Genomic DNA, 14,936 nt, shown 5'->3' with positions numbered 1-14,936 from the left:
GGAAGGAAGCACCTCACCTGCCCTCTTGTGGGGTGGGCATATCCGCGGGCTGTCGGTACACTCCTCGCCCGTGCGCCGCTTCACCATTCTCTCCCTCTTGACCATCGCCTCGGTCGCCCTTGCCGCTTGCTCAGGCGGCGCACAACCCGTTAGTACTACGAGTTCTACGACGACCTCCCAAGCAACAACCACAACAGCCACACCAACCACTCTCGCAAAGCCGACCACGACAGACGCACCCGTGGTCACGATCAGCGCCATAGGTGACGCGGATCCCGGACTCAATACCTCACTCAGCGCCCTTTACAGCTTCTGGGCCGACGATCGAAACACGGGACCGGATGCACCCGCGGGTTTGACCACGTATCTTGCGACCCTGCCGGCGCCATCGAAAGACGTGACGTTCACTTCGTCCCTCCGCACGCTCGGTGATGACGGCGACACGATTGCCGTGATCCGAGCCGACGATGACATTTGGTTCGCCGTCAAAGCTGAAACGTCCTGGCGGATCGTGGGTGGCCAACCCGAAGGTCAGCCGGCGTGGCTCGGCGATTCCCCACGGCTTGTGCTCATCATTGGCTCAGACGCACGAGTTGGACAAAACCAACTCCGCTTTCGTGCAGACAGCATCCACATCGTCGGACTCGTGCCCGCAGAACAGACCGGGGCAATACTCGGCATCCCTCGCGATACGTACGTCACAACCGAAGAGGGAGACTTTAAGTTCACCAACCTGATGGCTGGACGCGGTCCAGAGATCATGCTCAAGACTGCAGCCGAACTCTCTGGCCTCCCGCTAGAGGGCTATATCGTCACCGGGTTCAAAGGCTACACGGCGCTGCTCACCCAGCTAGGTGGACTATTTATCGACCTGCCAACGTACATGGCGAGCGGTAACAACTGGAGCGGCTTCCCTGCCGGCGAACAGCAACTGAACCCAAAGCGAGCCCTCCAACTGGCGCGAATCAGAAAGGGCCTGCCGGGCGGGGACTTCACCCGATCCCTCAACCACGGCCGCATCATGCAAGCTGCTATGAACATGATCCAGCCGATGGGCATTGAAACGCTTCCCTTGATGCTCGACGTCCTCCTCCAAAACGCGTGGACAGATCTGTCCACCGAAGACTTGCTGACGCTCGCCGCCGCGGCCTACCTCACACCATCAGATGGGCTGGTCAACGTAGTACTTCCGGGCCGTGTCGGACGCGCAGGGTCGGCGAGTGTCGTGTTTCTTGAGCCGGAGGCGGATGACATGTTCGCTGACCTCCAAGATGGCACACTTGACGAGTGACCTACAGTCAAAGAGCGCGTACTCCGATAGTCAGTATCAGGCAACCGGCGAAGAGGCTCAGACATGAAGATCACCCGAAACCCAGCAATTGTCTTCGAGATGTTCGAGGACCAGGCTGTCATCGTTGGTCAGTCCGATGAAGAGTTGCTCACCCTGAACCCCGTAGCGACCTTGATCTGGACAAACATTGCAGAGGCAACCGCGATAGACGACCTTGAGGAGAAGCTGTTCGACATTTTCGACGATGTCACCCGCGAACAGTGGGCTGCGGATTTACGCATGTTTGTCGATCAGCTCAAGAGCGAGGGTCTCATCGTCGAGGCATGACGACGCAACCCGAAGCAGTGGCAGCGGTCCTCCGCAAGCGTCTGGAGCGTGAACCGGTGTGGATCCCGGTCGACGGTGCCTCGATGGGGAGGACGATCCGTCCCCCTGCAAAGGTCCTCGTGGTCGCCGCCGACACTCCACGGTGGGGCGAAATCTGGGCGTTCACAAACGACGAATCCACCATTGTCGTCCACCGCTGCAGGGGCACCGTTGACAACCTCCACAGCTTCCATGGCGACGGGCAACTTTCCCGAGACCGACCGGTCGGGCCGGAACGGCTCATCGGACGGGTGATCGAAGACGTCCAACACTCACGACATACAAAACACGGATTCCGCAGTCGTTGGCTCGGGACGGCATCGGCAAGAGCTCGGCGGTTCCCTCGCCGCGCCGTCGGGTACCTGAGAAAGACACGCTAAACACGTACCGTGGTCATAGGTCGATCGAATCATTTCTCACACGCACGTCTGCGCAGTTACTCGTAGCCACATGGCGTGCGGCGGTGTCCGCATCCGTCGGCCCGTGTTGCCAAGCGCCCCCAAGCCGCGACCACACCAGACATCTAGTCTCAGACCGATAGGCCGAAAACGCCAATATTTCGGAACCTTCGTTACGTTCCATCAGACTCGCCGGGATTCCGAGTCCTTTTGCAGGAATCGGCCGGGAATCGGGGTACGAGGATGAGCAACGCGATGAGACAGATCAGGCCACCGGGCCTGATGTTCGCCGATCAGGGCGAACACAATCGAACGGCTTGTCGCGACATCCGCCGCAATGGACATCATCAAGGACAGACGAGCGAGTCTGTCCTTTTTGTATGTGGCGACCAATCCCGAGATCCACTAGACCGACGTCCAGCGCTCCGCTCTTGGGGTTTCGGCGTCGGGGTAAGACGAGTGGAGAGGAGGTAGGAATGAAATACACGACACCAGCTCTTGCGAAAACAGCACTGGCAGGAGCGCTTGGGGAAAGTATCGTTTACGTTTCGGTCGTCATACCGTCGTAGCATCGCGATCCGATCGACCGAAGCGTCAGAACTAACGGACGCTTCGGTCGATCGTCGCCAGGAAACTCCGCCAACCCGTCTGCGGGCGGCAACGTCCTAGCGGATCAGATGCAGCCGGTGTACTGTTATCGGACAGCTCACTCGGAGCTGCCGAGAGTTCCGTGCCCGGGATTCGTGGTTGGAAGGAGGTGCGATGATCCACGCCAAGCCAGCAATGGCCCGCAGTTCTCTCACCGGAGATTTGCTATTCGTGTGCAGTGTGAACTGCGGTTAGGCAACCCCTTGTAATGAGGGAATGAACTAGACCCGGCTTTGCGGCCGGGTCTAGTTCGTTTGTAGGTACCAAATACGAACACCCAGGACCACAGTCCGTAGTTTAAACTGCGGAGAGTAGGAATGCATCTGTCGAATTGTTGAGGGAGGTAAGAATGAAGTACACAGCACCAGAAGCAGTCAAGACAGCGCTCGCAGGAGCGCTCAATTTCAACCACGTCTGGGAGGGTTCCATTTGAGTAGCTGGTAAGGCTGGTCGAAGAGCGGTTGTAAAGGTCCCACCTCTGCGACTCCATGATATAAAGGGGACAGGTGTGATCCCTGTCCCCTTTTTGGATCCTACGACGCGGCACGTGCCATCAACTCGGAGCTCGACACCAGCGACAGATGCCGGTGAATCGAGTGTCGCCTCCCCATCCGACCTTGGACCTCAATCGATCCCGGGAGGCGAACAGGGGCATGGCCGACAACCTCGAGGTCGACCATTCTCAGATCCCATGCCGGATTGGTGGAGCATGAACACGACATTCGACCGGCGCACGCGCCTACTCGAGAACGGTCTAGTCCGTATGTGAGAGAATTCGCCCCTGTGCGAATCGATCGGAAAGGGACAGGTGTCACTCCTGCCCCTTTTCGGCGTTCAATACCTGCTACTTGAATGACAGGGAAAGCGTCGGGTATGCCGGGGCCAATATTCATCTCAGTGACGGTGCGCCCCACGGGCGACCCCGCAACGTCTTCAGGGGTCGGAACTCGCAATCGGCGCTTTCCATGAGGTCGAACTCTGGCAGCGGACCTTGTGTACGCCCGATTCTCCCTTCCCGTCGCCGGGAAAGAACCTCGAAACTCGGTCGAGGTCGTCGAGGCAGTTCATGTGGATTCGATCCAGATCAGGGGATCTCCAGTTTGAGAAAATATCGCGGAGGAGACGACGCCTGCGACACTACCAGCCCCCTTGGTGAGTGGAGTCAGCGCTCGTAGACCAATGCAGCCACAGTGAACCCGTCGACTTGTGACGCGGTCCTGCCTGGGAAAGTCTCGACCATCAACGTCCTGTCATCGACCAGCTCGAACAGCACGACCCCTGAGACGGGTCCGACGCCGTTTCGAGCCTCGATGCCTTTTACCAGGCTCACTCGATCCCAGCGCTCACCATCTATGTAGTAGTCGTAGTCGACCAATTCATACACAACTACTCCCGAGTCCGTCGAAACTTCTCGCGGATCTGGAGCGTTGCCCCGTACGCCGTATTGGACGGAGAAGCCGTCGAACGTTCCTATCGACACAACAATGTGGGACGGATCAAACAGATCGTAGGCAACGGTAAGGTGTCCAGCCCAGTACCGGTCACGGTCCACCCCGGCGTACCCGTTCGTACCACTCTGGAACCAGTTGCCGACGAGCCGCCCATCAATATCGTAGGCGAACTCACCGCCGAAAGGCTCGACGCTGCGCAGGCTCTTAGCGAAGAGTACCTCCTGAATCTCAGCGGTGAAGTAGTCGAAAGGGTCGGGTGTGTGGATCTTCCAACGTTCCGATTCGTACTGAGCGGGGACTAGGAGACCTTCGAGAGTCACCTCAAGATCGACGACGTTGAAATCAACGTTCTTGCGAAAGGAGCCGATCTCCTCTCCTGCTTCAACGTCAAGATCAACCCGGACATAACCACCGGCCGACGGTGCGACCTCGGCGATTCGGGGCGACAATTGTCCGACGTGGATGAAGATGCTTGAGATGGTGCACGTGTGCTCGATGACCAGCCGGTAGTCGTCGATCGCCTGTTCCGGACCATCCGAGATCGTCTGCTGCATATGCTGAATCTCGGTAATGGTGCCGGCAGCCGGGCTGTACACCGCGATCTCCCAATCTGGCTCCTTGAAATTCTGGTAGTACTGGTGATCAACCGGAGTCACGTGGGAGTCGCTCATGAGACCGAGCGGGGTCACGTACTCGATCCGATCGAGATCGACCGGGGGGTACGCAAAGGTGACACTGCCTCCAATGCAGTTCGATTGGTCTATTGCAGGAACATCCGTCTGCTGCGGCAATGTGGCAGCAGCTTTGGGAGGGGATGAGGAAGTGGGGCTGAGGCGGGGAGGCGAATCGTCGACACGAGTGACTTCGGGCGCCAGAGATCGGTCAGCCTCCGATGGGACCGGGGCCGCCTGACCGGCGCAACCGGCAGCCACAAGCATCATCGCAACAAGAACTTTCGGCTTCATCTACACCTCTACGATCTCGGTGTTATCGGCGGATACCCGTAATTACTGAAGTTTCAGGACGCTGCACTCCGCAAGCCGCCAGTACCAAGGTTTCGGGAGCGTGGCTAGACCCAAGTCGGAGCACCGTTTCAGGTCCGCACCATCCGCCCCTTTGTCATGAAGCCACAGCTCCGAGAAAGGGCAGTGGCACGGCAGCCTGGGGATGCGTCGGCAAAATCATCCATTGCATCGTTGCGGTCGGCTTCGTGATCGCGGCGGGTAACGGCCACGTGTTCTGCCGGCACCCGTTGGACTACGGTGGGCCGCGTGATAGGTCTGCACCTCCGAGCAACGCGAGAGGGTCAAACGTCGCTCTCGAGCTGGCCCGGACCGCAACCGACCCGAGGCCCGGGATGCGGGCGTAGACGATGACCTTCACCTCCACCGTTCTCATATCCCATGTCGGGTTATCAGGGCATGAACACGACACCAGCTCGGCGCCGTTGGCGCGGGCGAATCGTGCTGCTTCGGAGGCGGCGTTCCCGGATGCTCCAAATGGTCTAAATGTCACCGGTGCAGCGGCGAGCGCCGCACCGTCGGCAGCCGACTCGGCGCGCATCTTCGCTGAACCCGCGATCGCCACTGCTGCCACCATCCACACAACCACGATCGCCATCACCATGATGGAGAGCATTAAGCCCGCCGCCGCACCAGCCTCTGACGCCGAACCGCGCCAGCAAGCTGCTTGCCATCGTCGTCTCACGCCCGGAGGTTCACTGCTCGACACGCATCGTTGACGAAGCCCGGATCGTCACAGTCGGCCCGCGGATGAAGGCGAACACCACGTGGTGCTTGACCGTGACGACAACCCTGGCATCCCCGCCCACCTTGTGGTCCCGACGCACACGGACACCAACGTCACGATATCCGGGCAGTGCGCCGCGTGCGGCCTTGACAGCAAGCGCCACCTCGGGATCGGCGGCGGCTTGACGAGCACCCTGGCGAGCGGCGTGGATCACCTCCATCTGCATCTTTCCCACTGTGGCGACTTCGACGACGACGAGGAGAAGCACCACAAAGAACGGCAACAGCAAGGCCATCTCGATCGTGGCGCTACCCCGTTCAGCCACCAGGCACCATGCCGATCACACGCTCAATCACGGCGTCAAACAACCTCGGCAAAGCGCCGCTTTGCGAAACCCACGCGATAAGCACCAGCGCTATGCCGGCCGCGGCGACGATAACAAGTGCGTATTCGGCCGTCGCCTGCCCGCGCTGGCCGATTCCTAGACGATGAAACATACAATTCCTTTCTTGGCCGAAACCGTCGACAGGCGGGGGGAAGTCAGAATTGGAGGCGATCGAGGGCTGTCAGCAGAGAGGGTCCGAGCGTCAAGATCATGAACCCGGGGAGGATGAGGAGGGTGAGGGGAAACAGCAGTCGCACCGGTAGTCGCCTGACCCGCGCCATTCGCGCGGCGTGGACTTCGGCGCGGAGATCGCCAAGCGCCCCGTCAACACGCATCCCAAGCGGTGCGCCGGAGGCAAGCGCATGACCGATCGGTGTCAGAATCGGCGCAAGTGCGCCGTTGTATCCACGAAATGCCGCGGCCGAACCACCGCTCGCCGCACGTCGCAACACACGGCCGACCTCGTCGGCAACACTCGCAGGACCGTGTTGCGCCGCCAGCCCAACCGCAGCGAGCGGAGAGGCGCCCGATGACAACGCCAGTGAGACGAGCTCGCCGAAAGCGACAATGTCGTCGGACGGGATGACCGTAACTCGGCGACTCTTGACGCGGCGATACGCCGCTACCCAGACCGCTCCGGCCCCCGCCGTCACCATGACCGCCGGGTGTATCAGCCACAACCCAGCGGCCATCCACAACGCCGATTGCCGCCGGACGTTCCCGGGCATCAGTAATCCTGCGGCGACCAAGACCACCGGGATCACTGTGTTTCCTCTCGGACGATCATCCACACGACAAGGCCGACCCCGAGGATTTCGAGAGCGGTGCCGACCACCACGACACCTGCTCCGATACCTCCGCCCGAAAGCAGTCTCCCAAGCGCGCCAGTTAGCAAGAGCCACACCAGTGCGACGAGCGGACCGCCAGCGATCACTCCGGCGGAAAATCGTGCTTGGGCAGTTGCCATGCGTCGCTCACGATCAAGGCTCTCTCTACCGCGCATCGTATCGGCGAGACCTTCGAAAATAAGGGCGGCCTCACCACCCGTGGAGTCAGCAATAGCAAGCACCGCCCGCACCCTCTCTCCGTCGCGGCCTGTGTCGGTGAGTGCTGCACCGACGTCGCCGATGGGGAGTCCGGCAAGCGCTCTGGCTTCTACCCGTTGCCATCCGGCGACGCCACTGTCACGCGCGCCCGTGGCGAACGCATGACGGAGACTTCGCCCAGATCGCAGTTCGGCCGAAACGATGTCCACACACATCAAGAGGCGGCGCTTCGGCTGCGCCTTGGTACGCTGAACCGCCGCGTAGCCAAGGCCAACGGCCAAGCCCGCACCGGCGAGCAACGGAGACACCAGCCAGGCTCCGACGACGATGCCGACCCACCACGGGGCACCTGCAACCAGCAGGAATGCTACGATCAGCGCGGCGAGCATGACCAGACTTCCTCGACCTCGTCACGCCCGACCCTGGCAATCGAAACGACCTTCCTGCCCTGGCTAGTGCGGGCGAGGTGGACAACAACATCAACCGCCGACCGCAACTGCCGTCGCACTGCCTCTGCCGGTGCACGGCGGTCCCCTGTCAACGCTAAAGTCTCGACACGCCAGAGCGCCTCTTCCGGGCCGTTTGCATGCACGGTCGACATCGACCCATCGTGGCCGGTGTTCATTGCCAAGATGAGATCCAACGCTTCGGGACCCCTCACTTCACCGACAATGATTCGGTCGGGCCGCAGGCGCAGGGCGTGACGCACTAACTCGCCGAGGGTGACCTCGCCGACACCTTCGCTGTTGGCGGGTCTCGATTCGAGCCGGATCACATGACCGGCGATCGATAGCTCGGCGGCGTCCTCGACGGTGACGATACGCTGTGACCGATCGACGCTACTCGCGAGCACATTCAGCATGGTGGTTTTCCCCGACCCGGTCCCCCCGCTGACCAAGACGTTGTCGGCGTTTGCCACGACCTCCGCAAGCAAATCCGCCCCGCTGCGATCGACCGACCCGATAGCCACCAATTCGTCGATTGTTGAAAGGCGGGCGCCAAACCGGCGGATGGCGACGATCGTGCCCCGTGGCGAGAGCGGCGGGATCAGTGCGTGGAGCCGCGAACCATCGGGGAATCTGGCATCAACCGCGGGCGAAGCAAGGTCAAGGCGAAGTCCAAGCGGTGCGATCACCCGCTCGACCGCGGCTCTGATGGCGCCCTCGGATGGGAAGTGGATCTCACTCCGTTCCAGAACGCCGTTTCGTTCGATCCAGATATCCGCAGGGCCGTTGACAAAGATGTCGGTGATTGCGTCGTCGTGCATCAACGGTTCGAGCGCGCCAAAACCGACCAGAAGATCGACGGCGCTCTCGATGTCTCCCCGAGATGCAAGCGGCGCAACGTCGGCGATCACCCCGGATGCTGCGCGAAACAACTCAGGACGCGTCAACGTAACACCACGATCGACGAGTTCGCGTGCAATGCGGTCAATTACCGCCATGGCATCTCCCACAACGCCGCCCAATCCTTTGTCCAGCGCGCTGGGGCGGGCCGACCGCCGGCCATCAGTCGTTGAATCGCGGAGCTGCTTGGTCGCCGAACGATCGGGCCGGGTGTTGGTGTCGGTCCATCCCACCCGGACCGCACATACACCGCGGGTCTGGCGAATGGAACAAGCACACTCGTGGCGGCGTGCGGCCGTATTGGAACGGTTGGTGCTGGGGCGGCGACGTCTCCGGGGAGAAGGAACACGACGTGCTCCCACCCCTGTTCCAGAGCTTCAACAACCTGGTGCGCTTCGCCCAACTCGACCCCACCATTGCCGAGCAGCGCAACACCCGATCGCACCGGTTTGAGGTCGACACCGGTCGGCCCATCGTCAACGAGGCTGCGCAGCGACCGACCATTGCACCAGCGCCGCTGCCGAACGTCCAGATCAACTACCAAGGCTGTCGTGCAGGTGAACGCCAACGTCAACGCCGCAATGGTTGCGAGCGTGTAATCCTCGGGCGAGAACACCGCAAGTGCCGGCACCGCTGACCCCTTCCTGAAAGTTCGACAAGGGGAAGTGCCACAGCAAACGTATCCTTGAAGCACCCTGAATTCAAGAGACCCGTAGACGCGGGGCTCTGGAGTCCTTCAGCGCCACACGTTGATCGCCGACGTAGACTATGGGTATGAAACAGGCTGCGTTCTTTGATCTCGACAAAACGGTTATCGCCAAATCGTCGACTTTGGCATTTGGCAAACCGTTCTACAAGGCGGGACTTTTCGGCACCAGAACGCTGATGAAGATCGGGTTTGCCCAACTGCTCTATGTGCTCTTTGGGGCCGACGAAGACTCGCTCGAAAAGGCCCGTGACCAGATGCTCAAGCTCACCGCCGGATGGCATCGGTCCGAAATCGAACAGCTCGTCGAGGAGACTCTTGACGAAGTTGCAGCACCGCTGGTTTACGCCGAAGCGTTGTTCCTCATTGACGAACACAAACGCAATGGTCGGGACGTCTACATTGTTTCGGCGAGCCCCGAACAGGTGGTCCGGCCGGTCGCTCGCCATGTCGGAGTCTCGAAAATAATCGCATCAAGAGTGAAGACCGACGAAGCCGGTTTTTTTCTCCCAGAACTTGAGCGATATGCAATGGGCCAGGGCAAAGTAGACGCCATCAACGAGATCGTCGAGCAGCAAGACATCGACCTCGAAGGTAGCTACGCATACTCTGACTCGATCACCGACCTTCCGATGATGGAGATGGTTGGCAACCCAGTGGCTGTCAACCCCGAGAAGGAACTCCGCAAGGTTGCTGAAGAGCGCGGCTGGCCGATCCTCGAATTCCAACGCCCAGTGAGCCTCGGAGAGCCGCTGCGCAACCGGGTCCCGAAGTCGGGCGCCCTCGTCGCGGCCGTCGTGGGCGGCTTTGCGGTGGCGACACTGCTGCGTAAGAAGAGGGTCTAACCCCTAATTCTCAAGAGAACGAGGCTCGTCATCGGAGTCAGACTCCCCGTCGGACCCAGCCGTCTCCTCGGCTTGCATCCGTAGCTCCCGTGCGGCAACACCTTCGGCCCGCGCAGATTCGAGCTTCTCGGTCGTCAGCTTTGGGATGGCCCACACCGTCAGCAACGTGGCCGCCACGGCAGCCACGAAGAATGGCATCCTGAGGGCCAGGTCCCGGTCGGCAAGCACCTCCGTGATCTTCACTGTGGCACCCCCCACGATGAGACCAATCGGCATCATGCCCCACGCAAAGAATCGGTACACCGAGTTCACTCGGCCGAGGATGTCGTCTGGGATGATCGTCTGACGAAGTGACACCGTTATGACGTTCCACACGGTCCCGGTAAACACGCCGACGATGACAAGAACCCAAGCAAGCTGCCAGTCCCTGACGAACCCCATGAGCAACGCCAGAGCGGCCGTTGCGGTAAGAGTCATTGCCAGTGCGGTCCCGGAGCCGAGTCGCGCTGTGACTCTTTTCGCAAGGACGCTCCCGGCGACACCACCGACGGCCCCTGCAGTGCCGAGATACGCGAGCTGGCGGGCGTCGACGCCGAGAATCTCCTGTGCCCACAACACGAATACGGCAGTCTGCCCGGCGAGGATTGCGTTGAGCAGACCGAGGATGATGGCCATCGGCCACAACACCTCGTGCCCACGCAACCAGGACACACCCTCGCGGATCTCGTCCTTCCAATTCGGTCGCTCACCCCCCGAACTGACTCGCTTGGGTGCAAACGATCCCTTCATCAGGGCTACAAGGACCGCAGCGATAGCGAACGAAGCAGCGTCAAAGCCAAGCGGCAGAGACAATGCAATACCCAAAAGGACCGACCCGACGAAGGGACCCACAAAGCTGTTCGCCACGACCTCGGCACCCCACATTCGTGCGTTTGCGGACTCAAGATCGTCAGCGTCGACGACCGCCGGCAAGATTGTCTGCGAGGCGTTGTCGCGCAGTACCTCGGCAAAACCCAAAAGCATGGCTCCAATGAGCAACACCCAGTACAGGGTGAGGTCTTCGACGAACGGCAACCCCTGCTCGATGATCTCAGGCGCCGGCAACGAGCCCTGCCGGCCGAAGACCACAACGGCCATCACACCGATCAATGCAGCCCTGGTGAAATCCATCATGACCATCAGTTTCCGGCGATCGTATCGGTCGGTGATGACGCCGGCGGGGAGGCTGAACACCAGCCAGGGCAGCCTTTGCGCTACGCCGATGCCGGCAATAAGCAAAGGATTGCGGGTGACTGAGGACGCAATCCAAGGGTAGGCAATGATGCCGATGCCGTCCCCAAGGTTCGAGATCACGCTGGCAACCCACAGCTTCCAATAGTTCGCATCGAAGTGTGGCTTGGTACGGGACTCCTGGTGCTTGGTATCAGTCATCGGTCTTTGCCTCGCCTTCTGAGTTCTCCGTAAATGCTGGTCGATCGGTCGGGAAGATTCCGGCGAGCAACCCGTACACGGTGTCGCCCCCGGGTTCTAGGTCAACAAACTCCTCCGCCAGGTCAAAGAGCCGCTTGGCGAACTCCACCAGTCTGTCTTCGGGAATTCGCACATGGCGGAGGGTGAACATTGGGAACGCGGCTCCCTCCTCCGACACTATCTCAGCCCTCGCCTCGTCCAGCATCTGACTCCTCGACACCGCCGGACCGGTGTCTGGAAGAAGGAACGTCCGGCCGGTTCTTCCGTAATACTTTTCGGTCAAGGCTCTCACCTGCCGGGTCCGGACGACCTTGATCAGGCCGACCTTTTCGAGTTCTTTGAGGTGATATCCGACGGTGCCCTTCGGCTTGTTGAGCACAACGGCGAGCTGAGATGTGGTCGCCGAACGTTCGAGGAGGAGATCCAGAATGATTATTCTCGTTTTGTCCGACAATGCCTTCAATTGCTGCGGAGTTGTGATGACAACTACTGAGTCCAGCGAGTAGTCGCGGGTCGCCGTTGGTGGGACAACGAACGGTTTGGGGCTGTAGGTATCGGCCTTCGTTCGCCTAGTGCGCGTCACCGGCGTCGGTGTGGTATTGACTGGAGCTTTGGTCGACATTTGCCGTATTGTCGGTATTTCCCGTACGTTTGTCAATCGCGACTGTGAAACGCGACCAGATCGCAAGGAGGACAAGCGAGGCGAACGCAAACACGACCCCGAACACCAGCGGGAGACGGCTCGGTGTTTCGTCCTGCTTGACGGTAGGTGACGTCTCGGGTGACGTTGCAAAGTCGAAAACGACAGGATCGACGCCGAGATCCGATAGTGTCACCAATTCAGAGACGACCACGTCGACGCCGAGCCTTGCCTCAAATGCGACTCGCACGTCACGAACTTCGGACAACGTCAGAATCCCGCCGTACCGCCTGCCTCCAAGGGGCGCCAACGCCACTGCGGGTAGCTCGCGTCCGGCGTCGACCACACGGGCGAACACCGCATCGGGACCGGGTGGGGCTTCAACACTGAGTTCGACCACAAACTCGCCGTCGACAGATATGGCGCTCGCATCGGCTTCACCAAATGGGGCGCCGAGTTGGAGCGAAAGCAGCAACGCAAGTAGCAAGATCATGCGGCCACGATACAAGCGAAACAGGCGTAGTCGGCGCCTTGCAGGTACGTCTACCATCAAGGCCCCGGTCACTAAGGAGCGCCGTGTCACAGCCGAGGACGCTATTTGAGAAGGTGTGGGAAGATCACGTCGTTCGCCGCGCCGACGGCGAACCCGACCTGCTGTACATCGACCTTCACCTCGTCCACGAGGTCACGTCCCCACAGGCGTTTGAGGCATTGCGTTTGGCTGGCCGCACAGTGCGTCGTCCCGACCTCACACTGGCAACCATCGACCATGGAGTGCCGACGATTGGCCGCGAGCTTGGCATCCAGGACCCGCTTTCGAAGAAGCAGATCGACACCCTCGTTAGCAACTGTGACGAGGCCAACATCACGCTGCTCAATATTGACGACCCTCGGTCTGGCATCGTGCACGTCATCGGTCCTGAGCAAGGGGTTACCCAGCCGGGGATGACCATTGTGTGCGGCGACTCGCACACTTCAACACACGGGGCGTTTGGAGCCCTGGCGTTTGGGATCGGCACCAGCGAAGTAGAACACGTGCTGGCAACTCAGACCCTTCCGCAGGCGAAACCGCAGTCGATGACAGTAACCGTCGAGGGTGCGCTCCCGTCCGGCGTGACTGCAAAGGACCTCATCCTCGCGATCATCGCCCAGATCGGTGTCGACGGTGGTGTCGGGTATGTCATTGAGTACCGCGGCGATGCGATTGAGGATCTTTCGATGGAAGCCCGCATGACGATCTGCAACATGACGATCGAAGCCGGGGCCCGCGCCGGGCTCATCGCTCCAGACGACAAAACATTCGCGTACATCAAGGGCCGCCCCCGAGCACCACACGGGCAGGCGTGGGACGACGCCGTTGCATACTGGTCGACGCTGAGCACCGATGAGAGCGCCACGTTTGATCGTGAGGTCATTATCGACGCAGCAGCGCTCGTCCCCTACGTGTCCTGGGGAACAAATCCCGCTCAGACGCTGCCCGTCACGGCATCGGTGCCATCTCCCGACGATTTTGAGACGCCGCTCGACAAGGATTCGACCAGCCGTGCGCTCGAATACATGGCCCTTGAGGCAGGCACTCCCATCGTGGACATCGGCATCGACCGGGTCTTCCTGGGGTCCTGTACCAACGGCCGCATCGAAGATCTACGGGCCGCAGCCGCGGTGCTCAAGGGTCGCAAGGTCGCCGAGGGTGTTCATGCGATGGTGGTCCCAGGTTCTGGCCTGGTGAAGCTTCAGGCGGAAGAGGAGGGCCTCGACCTCATCTTCAAGAACGCCGGGTTCGAGTGGCGAGACGCTGGATGCTCGATGTGCTTGGCAATGAACCCCGACTTCCTTTCACCCGGTGAGCGTTGTGCTTCGACGTCGAACCGCAACTTTGAGGGACGTCAGGGACGGGGCGGACGCACGCATCTCGTGAGTCCTGCAATGGCAGCGGCAGCAGCCGTAGCGGGCCATTTCGTCAACGTTGCTGAATGGGAGTTGCTGTGAACCCTGTGTCGATCATTGCCGGCCAGATGGCGCCGCTTGCTCGTGCCAACGTCGACACCGACCAGATCATCCCTAAACAGTTCCTCAAACGCGTAGAGCGGTCCGGGTTCGGACCCTTCCTGTTTTACGACTGGGCGGTAGATCCCGAAGGCGAACTCATCGAAGATTTCATCACGAATCGTTCCGAGTATGCAGATGCTGTAGTTCTTGTGTCGGGTCCCAATTTTGGGTCGGGTTCATCGCGCGAACACGCCCCCTGGTCGCTTGAGGATTGGGGGTTCAAGGCGATCGTCGCCCCATCATTCGCGGACATTTTCCGCAGCAACTGCTATCAGATCGGTCTCCTCCCTGTTGCGCTCGACGCCGACACCGTCGACCGTCTCATGGCCATGGCCGACAACCCAGACAATCAAGTCGTCATCGATCTGCAAGCTCAGACGGTCACCGCCGGAGACATCACGGCGACTTTCGAGATAGACGAATTCTCCAAGAACTGCTTGCTCAACGGTCTCGACAACATTGCGATCACTATGCAGCACGACTCAGACATTTCGGAGTACGAGGGTTCGCGGCGCGGACACAGACCAACGCTCTTCACGAGCTGAC

General features: G+C 60.5%; 17 protein-coding genes. 6 read left to right on the top strand and 11 right to left on the bottom strand.

The window, feature by feature from the left end; all coding sequences use genetic code 11:
• The first annotated feature begins 70 nt into the window (after positions 1 to 70).
• The 3 genes from IIC71_02245 to IIC71_02235 all read left to right on the top strand — a co-directional run bounded on the left by IIC71_02245 (position 71) and on the right by IIC71_02235 (position 2,037).
• Complete coding sequence (locus IIC71_02245; GenBank protein MCH7668017.1) at positions 71 to 1,291, top strand: LCP family protein; 1,221 nt, start codon at positions 71 to 73, stop codon at positions 1,289 to 1,291.
• Positions 1,292 to 1,354: 63 nt separating this feature from the next.
• A complete protein-coding gene (locus IIC71_02240; protein ID MCH7668016.1) occupies positions 1,355 to 1,618 on the top strand; it encodes a PqqD family protein in 264 nt (87 codons plus the stop codon).
• Positions 1,615 to 2,037: a hypothetical protein gene (locus IIC71_02235; protein ID MCH7668015.1), complete on the top strand. Its 423-nt coding sequence runs from the start codon at positions 1,615 to 1,617 to the stop codon at positions 2,035 to 2,037. Before IIC71_02240 ends, IIC71_02235 begins: the two co-directional genes overlap by 4 nt.
• A gap of 1,828 nt (positions 2,038 to 3,865) precedes the next feature.
• On the opposite strand, the gene IIC71_02230 is transcribed toward IIC71_02235, so the two are convergent.
• From IIC71_02230 to IIC71_02195, 8 genes are all read right to left on the bottom strand, one after another.
• The gene (locus IIC71_02230) at positions 3,866 to 5,119 is read right to left on the bottom strand and encodes a hypothetical protein (GenBank protein ID MCH7668014.1); all 1,254 of its coding nucleotides are present in this window, start codon (positions 5,117 to 5,119) and stop codon (positions 3,866 to 3,868) included.
• 292 nt (positions 5,120 to 5,411) lie between these two features.
• Positions 5,412 to 5,861 carry a hypothetical protein gene (locus IIC71_02225; GenBank protein ID MCH7668013.1) on the bottom strand — a complete coding sequence of 150 codons (450 nt, stop codon included), beginning with the start codon at positions 5,859 to 5,861 and terminating at the stop codon, positions 5,412 to 5,414.
• 10 nt (positions 5,862 to 5,871) lie between these two features.
• The gene (locus tag IIC71_02220) at positions 5,872 to 6,228 is read right to left on the bottom strand and encodes a pilus assembly protein (protein MCH7668012.1); all 357 of its coding nucleotides are present in this window, start codon (positions 6,226 to 6,228) and stop codon (positions 5,872 to 5,874) included.
• On the bottom strand, positions 6,221 to 6,400 hold the full coding sequence (locus IIC71_02215) for a DUF4244 domain-containing protein (GenBank protein MCH7668011.1): 180 nt from the start codon (positions 6,398 to 6,400) through the stop codon (positions 6,221 to 6,223). Before IIC71_02215 ends, IIC71_02220 begins: the two co-directional genes overlap by 8 nt.
• Positions 6,401 to 6,443: 43 nt before the next feature.
• Positions 6,444 to 7,052 (bottom strand): type II secretion system F family protein, encoded by a 609-nt coding sequence (locus tag IIC71_02210; GenBank protein MCH7668010.1) that lies wholly within the window; start codon positions 7,050 to 7,052, stop codon positions 6,444 to 6,446.
• Positions 7,049 to 7,723, bottom strand: coding sequence for a type II secretion system F family protein (locus IIC71_02205; protein ID MCH7668009.1), 675 nt, complete (start codon positions 7,721 to 7,723; stop codon positions 7,049 to 7,051). The genes IIC71_02210 and IIC71_02205 overlap by 4 nt, the downstream gene beginning before the upstream one ends.
• Positions 7,708 to 8,778 (bottom strand): CpaF family protein, encoded by a 1,071-nt coding sequence (locus IIC71_02200; protein MCH7668008.1) that lies wholly within the window; start codon positions 8,776 to 8,778, stop codon positions 7,708 to 7,710. Before IIC71_02200 ends, IIC71_02205 begins: the two co-directional genes overlap by 16 nt.
• Positions 8,769 to 9,311, bottom strand: a complete 543-nt coding sequence (locus tag IIC71_02195) for a hypothetical protein (protein ID MCH7668007.1) — start codon at positions 9,309 to 9,311, stop codon at positions 8,769 to 8,771. The genes IIC71_02200 and IIC71_02195 overlap by 10 nt, the downstream gene beginning before the upstream one ends.
• A 143-nt stretch (positions 9,312 to 9,454) precedes the next feature.
• Here IIC71_02195 and IIC71_02190 point away from each other — a divergent pair, with 143 nt between their 5' ends.
• Complete coding sequence (locus IIC71_02190) at positions 9,455 to 10,231, top strand: HAD-IB family hydrolase (protein MCH7668006.1); 777 nt, start codon at positions 9,455 to 9,457, stop codon at positions 10,229 to 10,231.
• Positions 10,232 to 10,234: 3 nt separating this feature from the next.
• Here IIC71_02190 and IIC71_02185 read toward each other — a convergent pair whose 3' ends face one another.
• Genes IIC71_02185 through IIC71_02175 form a run of 3 tightly spaced genes read right to left on the bottom strand, consistent with a single transcriptional unit; the run spans position 10,235 to position 12,834 of the window.
• Complete coding sequence (locus IIC71_02185; GenBank protein MCH7668005.1) at positions 10,235 to 11,662, bottom strand: MFS transporter; 1,428 nt, start codon at positions 11,660 to 11,662, stop codon at positions 10,235 to 10,237.
• On the bottom strand, positions 11,655 to 12,323 hold the full coding sequence (locus tag IIC71_02180; protein ID MCH7668004.1) for a winged helix-turn-helix transcriptional regulator: 669 nt from the start codon (positions 12,321 to 12,323) through the stop codon (positions 11,655 to 11,657). The genes IIC71_02185 and IIC71_02180 overlap by 8 nt, the downstream gene beginning before the upstream one ends.
• Positions 12,271 to 12,834: a hypothetical protein gene (locus IIC71_02175; protein MCH7668003.1), complete on the bottom strand. Its 564-nt coding sequence runs from the start codon at positions 12,832 to 12,834 to the stop codon at positions 12,271 to 12,273. The genes IIC71_02180 and IIC71_02175 overlap by 53 nt, the downstream gene beginning before the upstream one ends.
• On the opposite strand from IIC71_02175, the gene leuC reads away from it, so the two are divergent.
• Both leuC and leuD read left to right on the top strand, forming a co-directional pair.
• Entirely contained in the window at positions 12,786 to 14,330 is a 1,545-nt protein-coding gene (gene leuC / locus IIC71_02170) for a 3-isopropylmalate dehydratase large subunit (GenBank protein ID MCH7668002.1), read from the top strand. The two genes, IIC71_02175 and leuC, sit on opposite strands and share 49 nt — an antisense overlap.
• A complete protein-coding gene (gene leuD, locus IIC71_02165) occupies positions 14,327 to 14,935 on the top strand; it encodes a 3-isopropylmalate dehydratase small subunit (protein MCH7668001.1) in 609 nt (202 codons plus the stop codon). The genes leuC and leuD overlap by 4 nt, the downstream gene beginning before the upstream one ends.
• Position 14,936 lies beyond the last annotated feature (1 nt).

It is taken from the genome of Acidobacteriota bacterium (assembly GCA_022562055.1).
Lineage (GTDB): Bacteria > Actinomycetota > Acidimicrobiia > Spongiisociales > UBA5794 > BMS3BBIN02.
Note: the sequence above shows the minus strand (reverse complement) of the source record. Positions and strands in the feature narration are given on the sequence as shown.

Coding starts and splice junctions, on each gene's coding strand:
- IIC71_02240 (MCH7668016.1), top strand. CDS start 1,355: ATGAAGATCACCCGAAACCCAGCAATTGTCTTCGAGATGTTCGAGGAC.
- IIC71_02235 (MCH7668015.1), top strand. CDS start 1,615: ATGACGACGCAACCCGAAGCAGTGGCAGCGGTCCTCCGCAAGCGTCTG.
- IIC71_02230 (MCH7668014.1), bottom strand. CDS start 5,119: ATGAAGCCGAAAGTTCTTGTTGCGATGATGCTTGTGGCTGCCGGTTGC.
- IIC71_02215 (MCH7668011.1), bottom strand. CDS start 6,400: ATGTTTCATCGTCTAGGAATCGGCCAGCGCGGGCAGGCGACGGCCGAA.
- IIC71_02205 (MCH7668009.1), bottom strand. CDS start 7,723: ATGCTCGCCGCGCTGATCGTAGCATTCCTGCTGGTTGCAGGTGCCCCG.
- IIC71_02200 (MCH7668008.1), bottom strand. CDS start 8,778: ATGGCGGTAATTGACCGCATTGCACGCGAACTCGTCGATCGTGGTGTT.
- IIC71_02190 (MCH7668006.1), top strand. CDS start 9,455: ATGAAACAGGCTGCGTTCTTTGATCTCGACAAAACGGTTATCGCCAAA.
- IIC71_02185 (MCH7668005.1), bottom strand. CDS start 11,662: ATGACTGATACCAAGCACCAGGAGTCCCGTACCAAGCCACACTTCGAT.
- IIC71_02180 (MCH7668004.1), bottom strand. CDS start 12,323: ATGTCGACCAAAGCTCCAGTCAATACCACACCGACGCCGGTGACGCGC.
- leuC (MCH7668002.1), top strand. CDS start 12,786: ATGGGGCGCCGAGTTGGAGCGAAAGCAGCAACGCAAGTAGCAAGATCA.
- IIC71_02175 (MCH7668003.1), bottom strand. CDS start 12,834: ATGATCTTGCTACTTGCGTTGCTGCTTTCGCTCCAACTCGGCGCCCCA.